The following is an 18,084-nucleotide window of genomic DNA, read 5'->3' as shown; positions in this document are numbered from 1 at the left end:
GTCATCCACGGTGGATGACCGGGGCCCGCCCCTTCGCCGGGAGACCGATGACTCCAGCAGACCGGGAAGTCAGCCCAGCTCCGCCGGAGGGGTCCGGTCGTGGTCGACCTTCTCGGTGCGTTCCAGTTCGCCCCAGACGATGTACCGGTAGTCCGAGGTGTACATGGGCGTGCAGGTCGTCAGCGTGATGTAGCGGCCGGGCTTGGTCTTGCCGGACTCCTCGGGCACGGGCTGGAGCACGTCCACGTTGTACTTCGTGGTCTCGGGCAGGGTCTTGTAGACCTTGTAGACGTACCAGGTGTCCTTGGTCTCGAAGACGATCGGGTCCCCGGTCCTCAACTTGTGGATGTTGTGGAACTTCGCTCCGTGCCCGTCCCGGTGCGCGGCGAGCGTGAAGTTGCCCCGTGCGTCCTGCGGGAGGGCGGACTCGATCGGCTCGGTGTAGTAGCCGGCGACGCCGTTGTTGAGGACGTCGCTGCCGGTGCCGCGCTTGACCAGGACCTCCCCGTTGCCCATGGCGGGCACGTGGAGGAAGCCGATCCCGTCCTTGGTGTCGAGCGCACCGGGCCCTTGGTCGGCCCACTGGTCGCGGACCTGGGCGCCGTCCGCGTCGGCGGCGCGGTCGGCCAGGACGTTCGTCCACCACAGCGAGTAGACGACGAAGAGTCCGAGCACCAGGCCCGCCGTGATGAGGAGTTCGCCGAAGACACTGATGATCCCGGCGATCCGATTGCGCGCACGTGCCACTAGGTCGTCCCGTCGTCCCGTCCTGAGGTGTGGGGTCTCAGCCTACGAGCGCTTGGGGCTTTCCCTCGCTGCGCGGTCGCTCCTCGACCAGCTTGCCCCACACGATCATCCGGTAGGTGCTGGTGAACTCGGGGGTGCAGGTGGTCAGTGTGATGTACCGGCCGGGGCCCTTGAAGCCGGACTGCTTGGGCACGGGGTCGATCACGGACACGTTCGAGGGCGAGGTCTGCGGCAGGATGCTGGCCATCTCATACGTGTAGTAGGCGTTCTGGGTCTCGACGACGATCGGGTCCCCGGGCTTCAACTGGTTGATGTAGCGGAAGGGTTCGCCGTGCGTGTTGCGGTGGCCCGCCACGGCGAAGTTGCCCTCCTTGTCGGAGGGCATGGCCGTCTTGAGCTTGCCCGCGCCGTAGTGGCCGACCATGCCCTTGTCGAGGACCTTCGTCTTGCTGATGCCCTCGGCGATGGGGACGACGACGTCCAACTTGGGGATGTACATGATCGCGAAGCCCTCGCCCGGCTCGAAGGCGGCCTCTGCCCCGGAGGCGCCGCCCCTGGACCAGGTGTCCTCGATCTGCTCCTTCGCCCGGTCGGTCGCCTGACCGGCGAGGACGTTCGTCCACCAGAGCTGGTAGGTGACGAAGAGCAGCATGACGACGCCGAAGGTGATGAAGAGTTCCCCGACCACCCGGCTGGCCACGACGCCGACGCTCTCCTTGGCGGCGCGGGCGGCCCTCCGGGCTTCGACCCGGGTGAGGGGACGCCCCTCGGACGCGGAGGGAGCGGGCGCGGAGGAGCCGGCGGATCCCCGGCTCCGGCCCCGGCCGCCCTTGGCCGCGCGACGGCGCTCGGCCCGCCCGGGCCCCGCGGGTGGCGCGGTGGCCGGCTCGGCGTGCTCTTCCACGGCCTGCAGGGGCATCGTCTGGTCCAGCCCGGGCTGCGGAGCCCCTCCGGTCCCGTGAGGCCGGTACGAGGGCTCGTAGGGGCCTTCCTGGGGGACGCCCGCGTAGGGAGCCGACTCCTCGTACGGGTACGACTCGGGAGACGCGTACGGCTCCGTGGGCGCGTACGACTCCGTGGATGCGTACGGCTCGGCGGGCGCATGCGGTTCGGCGGGCGCGTACGCGTCCGTGGGTATCGGCTCGGGCGCCGGGCCGTTCGCCGGCCGGAACCACGGCGAGCCCGTCGTCACGCGACGGCCTTGCCCACCACCGGCGCGAGCCCCGTCGACCGGCTGACCGCCCCCTTGTCGCCGCACTGCTCCAGCCAGTTGGCGAGCATCAGGTGTCCGTGTTCGGTGAGGACCGACTCGGGGTGGAACTGCACTCCTTCGACCGGGAGTTCACGATGCCGCAGCCCCATGATGATGCCGTCCTCGGTCCGTGCGGTGACCTCGAGCTCGGCCGGCAGGGCGGCTGGCTCGGCGGCCAGCGAGTGGTAGCGGGTCGCGGTGAAGGGCGAGGGCAAACCGGCGAAGACGCCCTGGCCCTCGTGCGTCACCAGCGAGGTCTTGCCGTGCAGCAACTCGGGCGCGCGGTCGACGACCCCGCCGTACGCCACGGCCATCGACTGCATGCCGAGGCAGACGCCGAAGACGGGCACCCCGGTGTCGGCGCAGTGCCGGACCATGTCGATGCAGACCCCGGCCTGTTCGGGCGAGCCGGGCCCGGGCGAGAGGAGGACGCCGTCGAAGCCGTCCTGGGCATGGCTGAGCTCGACCTCGTCGTTGCGGAGCACTTCGCACTCCGCACCGAGCTGGTAGAGGTACTGAACGAGGTTGAAGACGAAGCTGTCGTAGTTGTCGACGACGAGAATTCGCGCGCTCACTGGCCGTCCACCGTCACATCGTTGAACGGAAGCAGAGGTTCCGCCCAGGGGAACACGTACTGGAAGAGGGCGTAGACGGTCGCGAGGACCAGCACGACCGAGATCAGCGCCCGCACCCATGCGTTGCCCGGCAGATGCCGCCAGATCCAGCCGTACATGACGTCGACCGCCCCTTTCCGTTCGTTACGGGACCAGAGTACGGGGCGCGGGGGGCCTGGGGGGTCAGCTGTCCAAAGCCTGTGGACGGCCGTCGGTCACCGGGCGGGTGGCGTCCAGGTGGGCCCACGCGATCAGGCGGTGGCTGCTGCCCCACTCGGGGTCACAGGTGGTGAGGGTGAGGTAGCGGCCGGGACCGGTGAAGCCCGACTTCCGGGGGACGGGATCGACGACGGCGGTGTCGGTGGGAACGGTCCGGTGGGGACCCCGGTCGATCCGGTACGTGTACCAGGCCGTGCCGTCGGTGAGCACCACCGCGTCGCCGGGGCGCAGCCGGGGAAAGTCCTTGAAGGGATCGCCGTGGGTCCGGCGGTGGCCGGCGACGGCGAAGTTGCCGGTGTCGCCGAGCCGGGCGGTACGGGGGTAGTGCCCGAGTCCCTGCTTCAGCACGCCGGGCCCGGTGCCTTCGAGGACGGGCCACTTCCAGTCGCGGCCGAAGCGGGGGACGTACATCACGGCGATGCCCCGGCCCGGCGCGTAGGGCGTCCGTGCCCGGGCGGGTGCGGGCGGGCCGGCGACGGGCGCACTCGTCCACTCCCTCTGGAGGGTGTCGATCCGGGCGGAGCCGGCCTGCTCGGCCCGGACGCCGGTCCAGTAGAGGAGGTAGGCGACGAAGAGGACGACCAGGGCGCCCACGGTGATGCACAGCTCGCTGAGGCTCCGCACGACCCGTCGTACCGTCACGGCCCCGGCTCCCCCCGGTCGACCCCTGCCCGACGTCAGCCCGCCGGCTGCGCGTAATGGAGGTCCACTGTGCCCGAGTACCCCGGAAGAGTCACCTTCTTGTGCTCGTCCACCTTCCAGCCGAGCCCGTACGCCTTGACGTACAACTGGTAGTTCTGGAGCGCGGGGGAGTCGGCCAGCGCCCTGGTGAGCGCGTCCCGGTCGCCGACGGCGGTGATCTTGTACGGCGGGGAGTAGACCCGGCCCTGGAGGATCAGGGTGTTGCCGACGCAGCGCACGGCGCTGGTGGAGATGAGCCGCTGGTCCATGACCCGGATGCCCTGGGCGCCGCCGTGCCACAGGGCGTTGACCACGGCCTGGAGGTCCTGCTGGTGGATGACGAGGTCGTTGGCCTGCGGCTCGGGGTAGCCGGGGGCGGCACGGGCGTTCGGCGGGGCGTCATTGAGGGTGACGGTGAGGCCGGCGCCGGAGAGCTCACTGGTTCCGGCGCTCGCTTCGAGTGCGGCGAGCTTCTCGTCCTCCGCCCGCGTGGAGCCGTCGTCCCGGGCGGCGAGGGCGTCGACCTGGGTGCGGAGCGCGGAGGTCGACTCGTCGAGGCCGGCGTTCTTGTGGCTGCGTTCCTCGATGAGGTCGGAGAGTCTGAGGAGCGAGGCGTCCGTACGGATGTTGGTGCCCTTGGCGGTGTTGAAGCTCGTGACGAAGATCAGCCCGGCGAGCGCGAAAACGGCAAGGGTGAGCACCCGGACGGGGCGCCACCTCGTGGTGCGGCCCGGCCCGCTGGGAGTGTCGGCGGAATTGCTCAACGTACCCTGATCCCCTTCGGTGCCGCGGAAGCACTACGCTAACGGACGCCTGGGGGACGTCGCCGTCCTCCTTCGTCACATCCCGGCGCCAGCCACAGTTCCCTGCGCGGTCACGCAGCGCATCGACAGGAGAGTCCCTCGTGCCGAAGTCACGGATCCGCAAGAAGGCCGACTTCACGCCCCCGCCCGCCAAGCAGGCCACCAACATCAAGTTGACCAGCCGCAGCTGGGTGGCGCCCGTGATGCTGGCGCTGTTCGCCATCGGGTTGGTGTGGATCGTGGTCTTCTACGTCACCGACGGCTCCATGCCGATCGAGTCGATCCGGAACTGGAACATCGTGGTGGGCTTCGGCTTCATCGCGGCCGGCTTCGGCGTCTCCACCCAGTGGAAATAGCTGGGGGAAGGTAGCCGGGGGGGACGCAGCCGAGGCGACCTAGCGGTCGTGCCAGTCACTCGTCAAGCTCTCCCCCGAGCTTATCCACAGCGTTGTGCACAGCACTGGATAACTTACGAAGATCTGTGGATAACTCACGCGAGGTTGACGCCGGTATGACCGGAATCACTCTCGCTCAAACGCCATGCGCCCCTCGCCTCCCTGGAGAAATTCCAGGTCAGAGACGAGGGGCGTCCGCTTTCCCCACAGAGCGGAGAGGATCCACCACACACTGTGGATAACTCTGGGGAAAGCTCACAAGAGAGCTCTTCCACAGCCCTCCACGCTCAGGTGAGCGCCGCCGTACGGGCGAGCACGATCCCCAGGTCGACCAGCAACACCAACAGACAGACCCCGTACTGCACCAGGTCCCGTCGGGCCCGCGGCGCGTGCACCATCGCGTATGTCACCAGGGCGCCGGCGACCAGGCCGCCGATGTGCGCCTCCCAGGAGATCCCCGGACGGGTGAATGTGAGGAGCAGGGACAGCGCCACGAAGAGGAACACCGGGCGCATGTCGTGCCGCCTGCGCCGGGCCAGCACGGCCCAGGCGCCGAGCAGGCCGTAGACGATGCCGGAGGCCCCCAGCGAGAACTGGTTGTGCGGGGAGAGCAGATAGGCGAGTGCGGAGCCGGACAGCCCGGCGAGCAGGCAGAGCGCCGCGTACCGGATCCGCCCCAGCTCGGGTTCGACGATCCCGCCGATCACCCACAGGCCCAGCATGTTGAAGAGGAAGTGCGGGATCTCCTGGTGGAGGAAGGCCGAGGTCAGCAGTCGGTACCACTCGCCCTCCGCGACCCCGACCGGTTCACCGCTCGGCAGGACCACTCCGCCGCCGCCGATGAGCGCGAGGTCGTCGACGAGTCGGTCGCCCACCACCTGGACGGCGATGAACAGCGCCAGGTTGATCAGGATGAGGACCTTGGTGACGAGGCGGCCGTCCGCCGCCACCCGGCCGCCCGCGAGCGTGCGGGGTTGGTTGGCGTCCGAGGCGTGACCGGTGCCCGAGCCGTTCCGCACGCACTCCGGGCACTGGAAGCCCACGGACGCGGAGATCATGCACTGCGTGCAGATGGGGCGCTCGCAGCGCGTGCAGCGGATGCCGGTCTCGGCCTCCGGATGGCGGTAGCAGCGCACCAGGCCGGGCTGCGTGTCCATGGGAGGTTCCGTCCCTTCCGGTTCAGCGCTTCTCGATCACCGCGGACTCGATGACCACGTCCTGGAGCGGACGCTCCGTGTGCGGGTCGGTGGAGACCGTCGCGATCGCGTCCACGACCTTCCGGCTCTCCTTGTCCACCACCTCGCCGAAGATGGTGTGCTTGCGGTTCAGCCAGGTCGTGGGGGCGACGGTGATGAAGAACTGCGAGCCGTTGGTGTTCGGACCGGCGTTGGCCATGGCCAGGAGGTAGGGACGGTCGAAGAAGAGCTCCGGGTGGAACTCGTCGGCGAACTCGTACCCGGGCCCGCCGGTGCCGTTCCCCAGCGGGTCACCGCCCTGGATCATGAAGCCCTTGAGGACCCGGTGGAAGACCGTGCCGTCGTAGAGCGGATCCGAAGAGACCGTGCCGGTGGCCGGGTGCGTCCACTCCTTCTCGCCGGAGGCGAGCTCGACGAAGTTGCGGACCGTCTTGGGCGCGTGGAACGGCATCAGCCGCACCTCGATGTCGCCCAGGCTCGTCTTCAGGATCGCGTACAGCTGCTCGGCCACGGTCGCCTTCCGTCCCACGTCGTGACGCGTCGTCTCGCGTCATGTCAGGTCTGTTCCTGGCGTGTCCGATCCTCGCATGCCCCGGATGCCCGCCCCACATGCCGGACGGGGCTCCGGCGGGCATGATTCCGAAAAGGATGGAAAGGTGAAAAACCGACATCGCCACCGAGGAGGAGGAGTCCTGTGACCCGCATGGACAGCGTGCGCGCCGCGACAGATTCGGCGAAGGAGAGCGTCCTGCACGCCGCGGAAGTGGTGGCGCCGTACGCCGAGACGGCCAAGGACCAGGCCGCGCACTACGCGCACGAGGCGCGGGCGATGCTCGCACCGAAGCTCTCGAAGGCCGCTCATCAGGCTCGTGTGCAGTACGACGCCCATGTGGCACCGCACGTGCCGCCGCGGGTCGACGCAGCCGCACACCTCGCGGCGGTCAAGACCCGTGAGGCCGCCCGCCAAGCGGCCGACTACACCGTTCCGCGCGTCGAGTACGCGGTTGCCGCCACGGGTCCTGTCCTCGACGAGGCCGGGGCGCGCTCCACCGCCGCCTGGGCCGCGCTGCGCGGTCAGGTGACGCCGAAGGAAATCAAGAAGATCGTGAAGAAGCACGAGCGTCGGGCCAGGGCCGGGCGTCTCGTCAAGGGACTCGCCGTCTTCGTCGTCCTGGCCGGCGGCGCGTTCGCCGCCTGGAAGTGGTGGGACAGCCAGGCCAATCCCGACTGGCTGGTGGAGCCTCCCGCGCCGACCGATGTGGACGAGGACTCCTCACCGTCGTCCGTCGACGGTGGCGGGACTCCCCTCGACACGGAGGGCGGGACCGCTGCGGAAGCCGCCGACCGCGACGAAAGCCGCTGAGCCGCCGGGCTCCTGCCGGGGTTCCACCGCTTGGGGTGCCCGAGCCTCGCCGGGTCCCACGGGGTCCTAAGAGGTCCTACGGGGTTCTTCTGCGGGTGCTCCCGGAGCCCTCACCGGGGTCCCCGTCGGGGCCTTGAGGTGCTCCACGGGTCCTGCCCGCGGGGTGGTGGGGAGGGTGCCGTACGCGTCGTCCGCTCCCCGCTGCTCAGGCCGCCGCTGCGAGCGCCAGCTCGGTCAGGGCAGCCGGGTCGTTCTCGGCCGCGACGGTCGACGACGACCGCTGCCGGGTGGCGGGCGCGGAACCGTGGGCCTCGGCGGCGATGCGCTGCTTGATGGTGGGCGGCAGGGAGCGGTCCCCGACGAGCGGCCACCGGTGCGTCCGCTGTGCCGGTACGGAAAGCGTGCGCTCCGAGGGGACGGAGACCGGCGCGGCGGGTGCGGCCGACTCCTCGGGCTGCTGGACCGCGGGCTGCTGGGAGGCGGCGGCGGTGCCCGCGAGGCCGACGGAGGCGAGCAGGGCGAAGAGGACGGAAAGGAAGACGGTCCAGATCTGCTTGACCTTGGCGGCGGCCATGGCCCCTCACTTTCGTGGCTTTCTCGAATGGTTTATTTCGTTTTGCGCGTTTTACATACCTTCCTCATGATGTGCACGTAGGCCGGTTTTCCCCGCACCGACGCCGCCACCGCGCAGTTCTTCCGATGAACACCACCCGTCCGGACCAGCACCGCCCTGGCCCCCGGCACCACACCGGCCTCCGATAGCGCCCCGGCCTCCGTGCGGATCGCCCTGCTTCCGTGCGGATCGACCGACGGGCCGCCGACGGCCCCGCACCACCACGAGTCGGACTGTGCGGGCCGCGCCGCGGGCCCGCACCCCGGCAAGGGGATGCCGCCCGACCACCGCGCCCTTCGGGGTCCGTACGCCCCTCCTGCGCTCCGCAGGACACCGTTGCTTCCCCGCGGAAACACGAAAAATGCCCTCCGAGACTGCTTTTCGGCAGCTCGAAGGGCATTGAGGAGTGGAGCCTAGGGGAGTCGAACCCCTGACATCTGCCATGCAAAGACAGCGCTCTACCAACTGAGCTAAGGCCCCGGAACGAGAACAGCGTACCGGGTCACCCCCCATGTCAGGCAAAAGGATTGGGTCTCCCGGTCAGCGACCACTCTCCGTAAGATGCTGATCGAGGTTCGCAGTGGCGAACCTAAGGGATGGGGAGAGGGCAATGGACGCAGCGCAGCAGGAAGCCACGGCAAGAGCCAGAGAGCTTCAGCGCAGTTGGTACGGAGAGCCGTTGGGAGCGCTCTTCCGCCGGCTGATCGACGATCTCGGGCTCAACCAGGCGAGGCTCGCGGCCGTGCTCGGGCTCTCCGCCCCCATGCTGTCCCAGCTGATGAGCGGACAGCGGGCGAAGATCGGCAACCCCGCGGTCGTGCAGCGCGTCCAGGCCCTCCAGGAGCTCGCCGGCCAGGTCGCCGACGGCAGTGTCAGCGCCGCCGAGGCGACGGCACGGATGGACGAGGTGAAGAAGTCTCAGGGCGGTTCCGTCCTCACCAGCACGAGCCAGACCGGCCTCGGCACCAGCTCCGGCGCGCCGACCGTGCGCCGGGTGGTCCGTGAGATCCAGTCGCTGCTGCGGTCCGTGGCAGCCGCCGGTGACATCATCGACGCCGCCGACTCGCTCGCCCCGTCCCACCCGGAGCTGGCAGAGTTCCTCCGGGTGTACGGCGCCGGACGGACCGCCGAAGCAGTCGCCCACTACGAGTCGCACCAGAACTGACGCAGGCCCGGTGGGTCGACCGGGCACCGCGGGGAAACGACGCAGACGGGGAGCGGGCGCAACGCGATGGGCGAGGTCTTCGGTGGTCGGTACGAGCTGGTCGACCCGATCGGGCGCGGCGGGGCGGGCGCGGTGTGGCGGGCCTGGGACCACCGGCGCCGCCGCTACGTGGCGGCCAAGGTGCTCCAGCAGAGCGACGCCCACACGTTGCTCCGGTTCGTCCGCGAACAGGCGCTGCGGATCGACCACCCCCACGTCCTCGCCCCGGCCAGCTGGGCCGCCGATGACGACCAGGTCCTGTTCACCATGGACCTGGTCGCCGGTGGCTCCCTCGCGCACGTCATCGGGGACTACGGCCCGCTGCCGCCGCGTTTCGTCTGCGTCCTGCTCGACCAATTGCTCTCAGGCCTCGCCGCGGTCCACGCGGAGGGCGTGGTGCACCGGGACATCAAGCCGGCCAACGTCCTCATGGACGTCACCGGCACCGGGCGGCCCCACCTGCGGCTGTCCGACTTCGGCATCTCCATGCGCAAAGGGGAGCCCCGTCTCACCGAAACCAACTACGTCGTGGGCACGCCCGGTTACTTCGCACCGGAGCAACTCCTCGGGGCGGAACCGGACTTCACCGCCGATCTGTTCGCCGTCGGCCTGGTCGGCCTCCACCTCCTGAAGGGCAGCAAGCCGGACTCACAGGCATTGGTCGACCACTTCCTCACCCATGGCACTCCCGGCGCCCCCCAAGGGGTTCCCGAGCCGCTGTGGCAGGTTCTCGCCGGTCTGCTCCAACCCGACCCACAGGCACGGTTCCGGTCCGCCACGGGAGCGCGCAAGGCGCTCGCCTCCGCCGTCGAGCTGTTGCCGGAGCCCGGTTCCGGCGAGGGGCCGGTGGAGATCCTCGACCGGCTCGGTCCGTTGCCCGCCGGCTTCGGCCCGGAAGGGCCACGGGGGCCGGCAGCGGTCCCGGCGGAACGCCCCGTCCCGATACCGGTCCAGCCGTCCCCACCGGGGCCGGAACAGCCGCCGGCGCCCTCCCCGCACCAGCCGTACCGCCCTCCGACGCAGTTCACGGCTGCCGCCCCCGGACGCCCTCCGCTCCCCAGCCCTTCCGAGACGGGCAGCTTCCCCCTGCCCCCGCCCGCCCCGGTGCCGGATCCCGCTGGTGCGGCGCCGTACGGACAGCCCTCCGTCACCCACCCCGCACCGTTTCCGGTGCAGGCCCACGCCCCGGCACCCGCCCCGCACACCGGGCCCACGGCCCTCGTACCGGGACGCCGGCCGGGCCCGCCCGCGAAGGTCGCGGTCCCGCTGCTGCTGCTCGCGCTGGTGTGCCTCGCAGTCGGTTTCTGGGCGCTCGGCCAGGTCTGAGGCCGCTCCGCCCGCGGCTCGTCTCCCCCTCCCGCCGGAGGCACGGCTCCGGCGGGCTCCCCCCTCCCGCCGGGGGGGCGCGGCGTCCGGCTCACGCCCGCCGACGGGCCAGCAGGGTCCAGGCGCCGAGGACGAGCAGCAGTGCGGTCCCGGTGCCGATGCCCACGGTCGCGACGAGCACCATGGTGCCGTTCGTCTCCGCCGGTGCTCCGGGGACGCCCTTCGCCGCCGCCTCCCGGTCCCCCGTGGTCACCGTGAACGTCCCGGGGTCCCCGTCGTACCCGGGCTCCCCCTTCGGGCTGCCCTTGACGGTCACCCGAAGCGTCAGCGGGACCGGGGCGTCGCCGTACTCCGCGGCGATCTTCGGGCTCAGCGTGGCCGACAGGTAGTACCAGCCGGCGAACCTCATGCCGCTGGTGGCGACGTTGTACGAGGTGCGGTTCTCGTGGGCCACCGGCCGGAGCGGGGCGAGCACGAGCGTGGCGGGCTTCCCCGTGTAGCTGACCGTCTTCATCTCGACGAAGCCGAGGGCAGGATTGTCGAGCGTGAGGCTGAGCGCGTTGCTCACCAGATCGCCCTTGACTCCGCTGCCCAGTTCGGCGCTTGCGTGGAGCTGCTGTCCCCAGTCGACGGGCACCCGGTAGAAGAGGGTCTGGCCCGGCAGGATGTCCGCCCGCCACTCGCCCTCCCGCAGGGCGACGGCCTCGTGGAACCCGGCACCGCCCTGCCGTCTCTGCTGGCCTCCGGCCGGCGGTGCGGGCGTGCCCGACTCCCAGGTCTTGGGGAGTTCGGTGGGGCCCGGCTGCTTGAGGAGCGGCTCGGTGACGTGCCGGAGCTCCAACTCCCAGTCGTCCGGGGTGGAGGCCGTCGCGGACTCGCGCTCGACCAGCACGTAGTAGGCGCCCTCGGTCTGGCACCTGCTGCTCCCCGGGACGACGGTCCGGCGGGCGTAACCGGCGAGCGGACGGGCGTACTCGGCGGAGGCGAAGTTGACCTTCTGGTAGCTGCACTCGGCGCCGGAGCCGTCCTGGATGCTGATCCTGAAGCCGTCGCCGTACTCGACCTTGCCACCGGGCTGGGGAACGGCGACGACGGAAACGTAGGTGTTCCGCTCGTTGTCGAGGTTGATCCGGTAGTGGACCTTGCCGTCCTTCTTGAGGGTGTCCCGGTACGTCTGACCGGGCTTCAGCTCCTTCGCGTCCAAGCTGGAGGCGGCACCCTGGATCCGCTGGGCCGAACCGTCGAAGGCGTACGACGGGACCTCGGGCCCTCCGGTCGCCCGGGCCTGGGCGGGCAGCGCCGCCACCACGCCCAGCACCGTGGCCACCACGATCAGGGCCCCCGCCCTCCGGCCGGTCCCGGTCCGCCTCCCGGTCTGCGTGCTCACGCCTTCTCCCGTTCGTCCCGCCCTGCGCCGCGCCCGGCGGAGGCCGGTCCACGCCCCCGCGCGCAGCACCCGCGCCCGTCGCTCCCGCGGCGGGCCTGGTGCCGGTCCATCCTGCCCCGCCCGCGCCTTCGGTGTCCGCCGGCGTCGTGGATCGGTCCTGCGTCACGGGACTGCAGCGCACAGGACGCCCACGGCCAAATTTTTGCTTGAGCAACACCTTTGTTCACTTCAGCAAAAGCCGGAGGGTGCTGCGTTCCCGGAACGGTGAAGCCCCGGTCCGCTCGCGCGGCCGGGGCTTCATCCACAGTGTGTGCGTCGCTCAGACGCCGGAACCTGCGGGCACGGAGTCGGTCGCCTCCGTCCACAGATCCTGCTCGGCGCGATCCGCCTGGATCTGGCGGTACACGAGGAGCCCGCCGATGGCGGCCAGTGCGACCAGGAGAAGCTTCTTCACCGCGCGACCTCGTCTTTCGTTGACGTAGGAGACTTCTGTCGCCCACTCTACACATCGACCGATACCGATCGGTGACCTGTACCGGCTTCAAACCTCGCACAAACAGATCGACCCGGATGGAGGAACCATCCGGGTCGATCGTGCTGTGGGGCTAACAGGATTTGAACCTGTGGCCTCATCCTTATCAGGGATGCGCTCTAACCAACTGAGCTATAGCCCCGCCGTGCTTCGCGGTGTGTGTCCCGCTCGCTGACTCCTGAACATTAGCGCACGTCGGGGCCAGTCCCAAAATCGATACTCGGGACCGGCCCCGGGCAGGCTACTCGTCCTCGGCGAGCGTGAGCTCCACACCGCCCACGAAACCGGCCGAGAGGTTGTAGATGAAGGCGCCCAGCGTCGCGAGCGCGGTCATCAGAACCACGTCGATCACGGCGATCACCGAGGTGAACATCAGCACCCTCGGCAGCGACAGGAACGACTGGAGGTCAAAGCCATTGGACTCGTTCGACCCCGTGGCCTCGCTGATCGTGCCGCCGACCGTCGAGAAGACGCCCATGGCGTCCATGACCATCCACAGCACCGCCGCGGCCACCACCGTGCAGATGCCCAGCGCGATGGAGAGCAGGAAGCTCACCTTCATCACCGACCACGGATCGGCCTTGGCCACCCGAAGCCGTGCCTTGCGCGTCCGGGGCGTCGTGCGCGCCCCGGTCCGCGGCCGGCGCACGGCACCGGTCTGACCACCCGCCGTACCGCCCGACGCACCGGTGTACGCCTGCGGCGGGTGGTAGGGCCCGCTCGGCTGCTGCGCACCAGCGCGCTCGCCGGGCAGTGGCCCGTTGTACGTCTCGTACGGGGGCTGCTGCCCCCGGGTGTCCGTCACCGCAACCCCCTGGGAGTCCGTGGCGGGGCCACGGGCACCGTTCGCTCCGGCACCAGCAGAAGCTCCGGCAGCCGCCGATCCGGTACCCGTGGCTCCACTCACGCTCTTACTCCTCGTGCTCGCCGGCCGAAGGCTCCGTGCCCTCGACTGCCTCGGCCTCGACCTCGACCGACTCGACGGCGCCCTCGACGTCGTCGATGTCCTCGTCCTCGCCACCCGCCTCGGCGTTCCGTGCGATGCCGACGACGGCATCGCGCTTGCCCAGGTTGATCAGCTGGACGCCCATGGTGTCACGGCCGGTCTCCCTGACTTCGTTGACTCGCGTACGAATCACACCGCCGGAGAGCGTGATGGCGAGGATCTCATCGGTCTCCTCGACCACCAGCGCGCCCACGAGTGAGCCGCGGTCCTCCACGATCTTGGCAGCCTTGATACCCAGACCGCCACGGCCCTGGACGCGGTACTCGTCGACGGGGGTGCGCTTCGCGTACCCGCCGTCGGTCGCGGTGAAGACGAACGTACCGGGCCGGACGACATTCATCGAGAGCAGTTCGTCGTCCTCGCGGAAACTCATCCCCTTGACGCCCGAGGTGGCCCGCCCCATCGGGCGAAGCGCCTCGTCGGTGGCGGTGAAACGGATCGACTGCGCCTTCCTGGAGATGAGCAGCAGATCGTCCTCGGCCGAGACCAACTCGGCGCCGATCAGCTCGTCGTCGCTGCCGTCCTCGCGCTCGCGCAGGTTGATCGCGATGACGCCGCCCGACCGCGGGGAGTCGTAGTCCTTCAGCGCGGTCTTCTTCACCAGACCGGCCTTGGTGGCCAGCACCAGGTAGGGAGCGGCCTCGTAGTCGCGGATCGCGAGGATCTGGGCGATCTGCTCGTCCGGCTGGAAGGCCAGCAGGTTGGCCACGTGCTGACCGCGTGCGTCCCGGCCGGCGTCCGGCAGTTCGTACGCCTTGACCCGGTAGACCCGGCCCTTGTTGGTGAAGAAGAGCAGCCAGTGGTGGGTGGTGGAGACGAAGAAGTGGTCGACGATGTCGTCCTGCTTCAGCTTCGTGCCGCGGACGCCCTTGCCGCCGCGCTTCTGCGAGCGGTAGTCCTCGGTCTTCGTCCGCTTCACATAGCCGCCGCGTGTGATGGTGACGACGATGTCCTCTTCGGCGATCAGGTCCTCGATGGACATGTCACCGTCGAAGGGCACCAGCTTGGAGCGACGGTCATCGCCGAACTTCTCGACGAGCGCTGCCAGTTCCTCGCTGACGATGGCCCGCTGCTTCTCCGGCGAGGCCAGGATCGCGTTGTACTCGTTGATCTTCGCCTGAAGCTCGTCGTGCTCGGCGATGATCTTCTGGCGCTCCAGGGCCGCGAGTCGGCGGAGCTGCATCTCCAGGATCGCGTTCGCCTGGATCTCGTCGATCTCCAGCAGGTCCATCAGGCCCCCGCGGGCCACCTCGACCGTCTCGCTGCGCCGGATGAGGGCGATGACCTCGTCGATCGCGTCGAGGGCCTTGAGCAGGCCGCGCAGGATGTGGGCGCGCTCCTCGGCCTTGCGCAGCCGGAAGCGGGTCCGGCGCACGATGACCTCGATCTGGTGCGTCACCCAGTGGCGGATGAACGCGTCGAGCGAGAGGGTGCGCGGCACTCCGTCGACGAGCGCCAGCATGTTCGCGCCGAAGTTCGTCTGCAGGTCGGTGTGCTTGTACAGGTTGTTGAGGACGACCTTGGCGACGGCGTCGCGCTTGAGGACGATCACCAGTCGCTGGCCGGTCCGGGACGAGGTCTCGTCGCGGACGTCGGCGATGCCGCCGATCTTGCCGTCCTTCACCAGGTCGGCGATCTTCTGCGCGAGGTTGTCCGGGTTGACCTGGTAGGGCAGTTCGGTGACCACCAGGCACTGACGGTTCTGGATCTCCTCGACCTCGACGACCGCGCGCATGGTGATGGAGCCGCGACCGGTGCGGTACGCCTCCTCGATGCCCTTGCGGCCGACGACGAGCGCGCCGGTGGGGAAGTCCGGGCCCTTGATCCGCTCGATCAGCGCGTCGAGGAGCTCCTCGTGGCTGGCCTCGGGGTGCTCCAGGGCCCACTGGGCTCCGGCCGCGACCTCGCGCAGGTTGTGCGGAGGGATGTTGGTGGCCATGCCGACGGCGATGCCGGCCGATCCGTTGACCAGCAGGTTCGGGAAGCGGGCCGGCAGGACCGTCGGCTCCTGGTTGCGGCCGTCGTAGTTGTCCGTGAAGTCGACGGTCTCCTCGTCGATGTCACGGAGCATCTCCATCGACAGCGGCGCCAGCTTGCACTCGGTGTAGCGCATGGCGGCGGCCGGGTCGTTGCCCGGGGAGCCGAAGTTGCCGTTGGAGTCGACGAGCGGCATCCGCATCGACCACGGCTGGGCGAGGCGGACGAGCGCGTCGTAGATCGAGGAGTCGCCGTGCGGGTGGTACGTGCCCATGACGTCGCCGACCACGCGGGCGCACTTGTAGAAGCCCTTCTCGGGCCGGTAGCCGCCGTCGTACATCGCGTACAGCACGCGCCGGTGGACGGGCTTGAGTCCGTCCCGGACGTCGGGCAGCGCGCGGGACACGATGACGGACATCGCGTAGTCGAGGTACGAGCGCTGCATCTCGGTCTCGAGCCCGACGGGCTCGATCCGCAGCACGGGCTCCTGCTCTTCGGTGGTGCCGGAGGTGTTTTCGTCGGCCATTGCTGGTCGTCAGTCCTTTCGTACGGTCAGCTGAGACCGACTCAGATGTCGAGGAAGCGAACGTCCTTGGCGTTGCGCTGGATGAACGAGCGGCGCGCCTCCACGTCCTCGCCCATCAGCACCGAGAAGAGGTCGTCGGCCTGGGCGGCGTCGTCCAGGGTGACCTGGCCGAGGACGCGGTGCTCGACGTCCATGGTGGTGACCCGCAGCTCCTCGGCGTTCATCTCGCCGAGGCCCTTGAAGCGCTGGATCGAGTCCTCCCTGATCCGCTTGCCGTTCTGCTTGCCCAGTTCGACGAGCGCGTCCCGCTCCCGGTCCGAGTAGGCGTACTCGAAGTCGTCCCGACCCCACTTGATCTTGTACAGCGGCGGGCGGGAGAGGTAGACGTGCCCCGCCTCGACCAGCGGTCGCATGAAGCGGAAGAGGAAGGTCAGCAGCAGGGTGTTGATGTGCTGGCCGTCGACGTCGGCGTCCGCCATCAAGATGATCTTGTGATAGCGGAGCTTCTCGATGTCGAAGTCCTCGTGCACACCGGTGCCGAAGGCGGAGATCAGCGCCTGGACCTCGGTGTTCTGCAGGATCTTGTCGACGCGGGCCTTCTCGACGTTCAGGATCTTGCCGCGGATCGGCAGGATGGCCTGGTACATCGGGTTGCGACCGGACTTGGCCGAACCACCGGCGGAGTCACCCTCGACGATGAAGATCTCGCACTTGGAGGGGTCGTTCGACTGGCAGTCGGACAGCTTGCCCGGGAGGGAGGCCGACTCCAGCAGCCCCTTGCGACGGGTCAGGTCGCGCGCCTTGCGGGCGGCCACGCGGGCGGTCGCCGCCTGGATCGACTTGCGGATGATGTCCGCGGCCTCGTTGGGGTTGCGGTCCAGCCAGTCGTTGAGGTGCTCGTAGACCGCCCGCTGCACGAAGGTCTTGACCTCGGTGTTGCCCAGCTTGGTCTTGGTCTGGCCCTCGAACTGCGGCTCGCTCAGCTTGACCGAGATGATCGCGGTCAGGCCCTCGCGGATGTCGTCGCCCGTGAGGTTGTCGTCCTTCTCGCGGAGCAGCTTCTTGTCGCGCGCGTACTTGTTGATCAGCGAGGTCAACGCCGCGCGGAAGCCCTCCTCGTGGGTGCCGCCCTCATGCGTGTGGATGATGTTGGCGAAGGAGTACACGCCCTCGCTGTAGCCGCTGTTCCACTGCATGGCGACCTCGAGGGACAGGTTCTTGTCCTTGTCCTCGGCATCGAGGTCGATCACGGTCGGGTGGATCAGGTCGCCCTTGCGCGAGTTGAGGTACTTCACGAAGTCGACGATGCCGCCCTCGTAGTGGTACCTCACCGTGCGCGCGGTGGCTTCGGTGGCCGCGGCCGCGGCCTCGGGGTCGTCCGCACCGACCGTGGCCTTCGCGGACTCCCGCTCGTCCGTGAGCGTCAGGGTGAGGCCCTTGTTGAGGAAGGCCATCTCCTGGAAGCGGCGCGCGAGCGTCTCGAAGGAGTACTCGGTGGTCTCGAAGATGTCCGGGTCGGACCAGAACGTGACCGAGGTGCCGGTCTCGTCGGTCGGCTCGTGCTTCGCGAGGGGCGCGGTCGGGGCGCCCATCTTGTACTCCTGCGTCCAGCGGTGACCGTCGGTCTTGACCTCGACGGCGACCTTGGTGGACAGGGCGTTCACGACGGAGACGCCGACGCCGTGCAGACCGCCGGAGACCGCGTAGCCGCCGCCGCCGAACTTGCCGCCCGCGTGCAGCACGGTCAAGACGACCTCGAGGGCCGGCTTGCCCTCGGACGGGACGATGCCCACCGGGATGCCACGACCGTTGTCGACGACGCGCACGCCGCCGTCGGCCAGGATCGTCACGTCGATGGTGTCCGCGTGACCGGCCAGGGCCTCGTCGACCGAGTTGTCGACGACCTCCTGCACCATGTGGTGCAGACCGCGCTCACCGGTCGAGCCGATGTACATGCCGGGGCGCTTGCGCACCGCGTCCAAGCCCTCGAGTACCTGGATGTTGCTGGCGGTGTACTGGTTGTTCTCGTTGGGGTTGCCGGAATCGGCCACGAAGCGCCCTTTCTGGCACAGCACAGGCCGTTCTCCGGGCATACGGGAGCGGCTGCGTCATTCGACATGTTCCGCAGGATGGCGGGATTGTCTCCCAGTCTACCGGTAGCGCTGACAGTCATGGGGGTTTGCCGGTACCTGAATGCGCATGTGCCGCCCTGGGCGGACGCGAGACGACTCCCCATATTCGGA

General features: G+C 69.3%; 18 protein-coding genes and 2 tRNA genes. 4 read left to right on the top strand and 16 right to left on the bottom strand.

From position 1 onward, the window contains the following. Window positions 1-69: 69 nt before the first annotated feature. From ACFW2Y_RS08360 to ACFW2Y_RS08335, 6 genes are all read right to left on the bottom strand, one after another. A complete protein-coding gene (locus tag ACFW2Y_RS08360) occupies window positions 70-747 on the bottom strand; it encodes a class E sortase (protein ID WP_384875317.1) in 678 nt (225 codons plus the stop codon). Between the two features lie 37 nt (window positions 748-784). Then, window positions 785-1,939 carry a class E sortase gene (locus ACFW2Y_RS08355; RefSeq protein ID WP_384875314.1) on the bottom strand — a complete coding sequence of 385 codons (1,155 nt, stop codon included), beginning with the start codon at window positions 1,937-1,939 and terminating at the stop codon, window positions 785-787. Continuing rightward, window positions 1,936-2,574: an aminodeoxychorismate/anthranilate synthase component II gene (locus ACFW2Y_RS08350; protein ID WP_384875312.1), complete on the bottom strand. Its 639-nt coding sequence runs from the start codon at window positions 2,572-2,574 to the stop codon at window positions 1,936-1,938. Before ACFW2Y_RS08350 ends, ACFW2Y_RS08355 begins: the two co-directional genes overlap by 4 nt. After that, complete coding sequence (locus ACFW2Y_RS08345; protein ID WP_384875309.1) at window positions 2,571-2,732, bottom strand: hypothetical protein; 162 nt, start codon at window positions 2,730-2,732, stop codon at window positions 2,571-2,573. The genes ACFW2Y_RS08350 and ACFW2Y_RS08345 overlap by 4 nt, the downstream gene beginning before the upstream one ends. Window positions 2,733-2,796: 64 nt before the next feature. Beyond that, window positions 2,797-3,474: a class E sortase gene (locus ACFW2Y_RS08340; protein WP_384875306.1), complete on the bottom strand. Its 678-nt coding sequence runs from the start codon at window positions 3,472-3,474 to the stop codon at window positions 2,797-2,799. A 35-nt stretch (window positions 3,475-3,509) separates the two neighbouring features. Further along, window positions 3,510-4,277, bottom strand: coding sequence for a DUF881 domain-containing protein (locus ACFW2Y_RS08335; protein ID WP_384875303.1), 768 nt, complete (start codon window positions 4,275-4,277; stop codon window positions 3,510-3,512). A 140-nt stretch (window positions 4,278-4,417) separates the two neighbouring features. Between ACFW2Y_RS08335 and crgA the strand changes: the two genes are divergently transcribed. Continuing rightward, entirely contained in the window at window positions 4,418-4,672 is a 255-nt protein-coding gene (crgA, locus tag ACFW2Y_RS08330; RefSeq protein WP_384875300.1) for a cell division protein CrgA, read from the top strand. Between the two features lie 326 nt (window positions 4,673-4,998). Here crgA and ACFW2Y_RS08325 read toward each other — a convergent pair whose 3' ends face one another. Beyond that, window positions 4,999-5,868 (bottom strand): rhomboid family intramembrane serine protease, encoded by an 870-nt coding sequence (locus ACFW2Y_RS08325; RefSeq protein ID WP_384875298.1) that lies wholly within the window; start codon window positions 5,866-5,868, stop codon window positions 4,999-5,001. 22 nt (window positions 5,869-5,890) lie between these two features. Further along, window positions 5,891-6,418 (bottom strand): peptidylprolyl isomerase, encoded by a 528-nt coding sequence (locus ACFW2Y_RS08320; protein ID WP_384875295.1) that lies wholly within the window; start codon window positions 6,416-6,418, stop codon window positions 5,891-5,893. Window positions 6,419-6,601: 183 nt separating this feature from the next. On the opposite strand from ACFW2Y_RS08320, the gene ACFW2Y_RS08315 reads away from it, so the two are divergent. After that, entirely contained in the window at window positions 6,602-7,270 is a 669-nt protein-coding gene (locus ACFW2Y_RS08315) for a DUF5324 family protein (RefSeq protein ID WP_384875292.1), read from the top strand. Window positions 7,271-7,475: 205 nt separating this feature from the next. Here the strand turns inward: ACFW2Y_RS08315 and ACFW2Y_RS08310 are convergent, their stop codons facing one another. Beyond that, a complete protein-coding gene (locus ACFW2Y_RS08310) occupies window positions 7,476-7,844 on the bottom strand; it encodes a DUF6344 domain-containing protein (RefSeq protein ID WP_384875289.1) in 369 nt (122 codons plus the stop codon). Window positions 7,845-8,290: 446 nt separating this feature from the next. Further along, window positions 8,291-8,363 (bottom strand) — tRNA-Ala (locus ACFW2Y_RS08305). Window positions 8,364-8,493: 130 nt separating this feature from the next. Between ACFW2Y_RS08305 and ACFW2Y_RS08300 the strand changes: the two genes are divergently transcribed. Both ACFW2Y_RS08300 and ACFW2Y_RS08295 read left to right on the top strand, forming a co-directional pair. Further along, window positions 8,494-9,048 carry a helix-turn-helix domain-containing protein gene (locus tag ACFW2Y_RS08300; protein ID WP_384875287.1) on the top strand — a complete coding sequence of 185 codons (555 nt, stop codon included), beginning with the start codon at window positions 8,494-8,496 and terminating at the stop codon, window positions 9,046-9,048. A gap of 66 nt (window positions 9,049-9,114) precedes the next feature. Further along, window positions 9,115-10,413 (top strand): protein kinase, encoded by a 1,299-nt coding sequence (locus tag ACFW2Y_RS08295; RefSeq protein WP_384875285.1) that lies wholly within the window; start codon window positions 9,115-9,117, stop codon window positions 10,411-10,413. A gap of 91 nt (window positions 10,414-10,504) precedes the next feature. On the opposite strand, the gene ACFW2Y_RS08290 is transcribed toward ACFW2Y_RS08295, so the two are convergent. The 6 genes from ACFW2Y_RS08290 to gyrB form a co-directional block, all read right to left on the bottom strand. Continuing rightward, on the bottom strand, window positions 10,505-11,800 hold the full coding sequence (locus ACFW2Y_RS08290) for a hypothetical protein (protein WP_384875283.1): 1,296 nt from the start codon (window positions 11,798-11,800) through the stop codon (window positions 10,505-10,507). A 319-nt stretch (window positions 11,801-12,119) separates the two neighbouring features. Further along, complete coding sequence (locus ACFW2Y_RS08285) at window positions 12,120-12,254, bottom strand: DLW-39 family protein (RefSeq protein WP_003958712.1); 135 nt, start codon at window positions 12,252-12,254, stop codon at window positions 12,120-12,122. 146 nt (window positions 12,255-12,400) lie between these two features. Next, a tRNA-Ile gene (locus tag ACFW2Y_RS08280) sits at window positions 12,401-12,474 on the bottom strand. A 99-nt stretch (window positions 12,475-12,573) separates the two neighbouring features. Then, a complete protein-coding gene (locus ACFW2Y_RS08275) occupies window positions 12,574-13,137 on the bottom strand; it encodes a DUF3566 domain-containing protein (protein ID WP_384875281.1) in 564 nt (187 codons plus the stop codon). Window positions 13,138-13,243: 106 nt separating this feature from the next. Next, window positions 13,244-15,841 carry a DNA gyrase subunit A gene (gene gyrA / locus ACFW2Y_RS08270; protein ID WP_384875278.1) on the bottom strand — a complete coding sequence of 866 codons (2,598 nt, stop codon included), beginning with the start codon at window positions 15,839-15,841 and terminating at the stop codon, window positions 13,244-13,246. Window positions 15,842-15,882: 41 nt separating this feature from the next. Then, window positions 15,883-17,916, bottom strand: coding sequence for a DNA topoisomerase (ATP-hydrolyzing) subunit B (gene gyrB, locus ACFW2Y_RS08265; protein WP_384875276.1), 2,034 nt, complete (start codon window positions 17,914-17,916; stop codon window positions 15,883-15,885). Window positions 17,917-18,084 lie beyond the last annotated feature (168 nt).

The organism is Streptomyces sp. NPDC058877, assembly GCF_042742855.1.
Taxonomy (GTDB): Bacteria; Actinomycetota; Actinomycetes; order Streptomycetales; family Streptomycetaceae; genus Streptomyces.
Note: the sequence above shows the minus strand (reverse complement) of the source record. Positions and strands in the feature narration are given on the sequence as shown.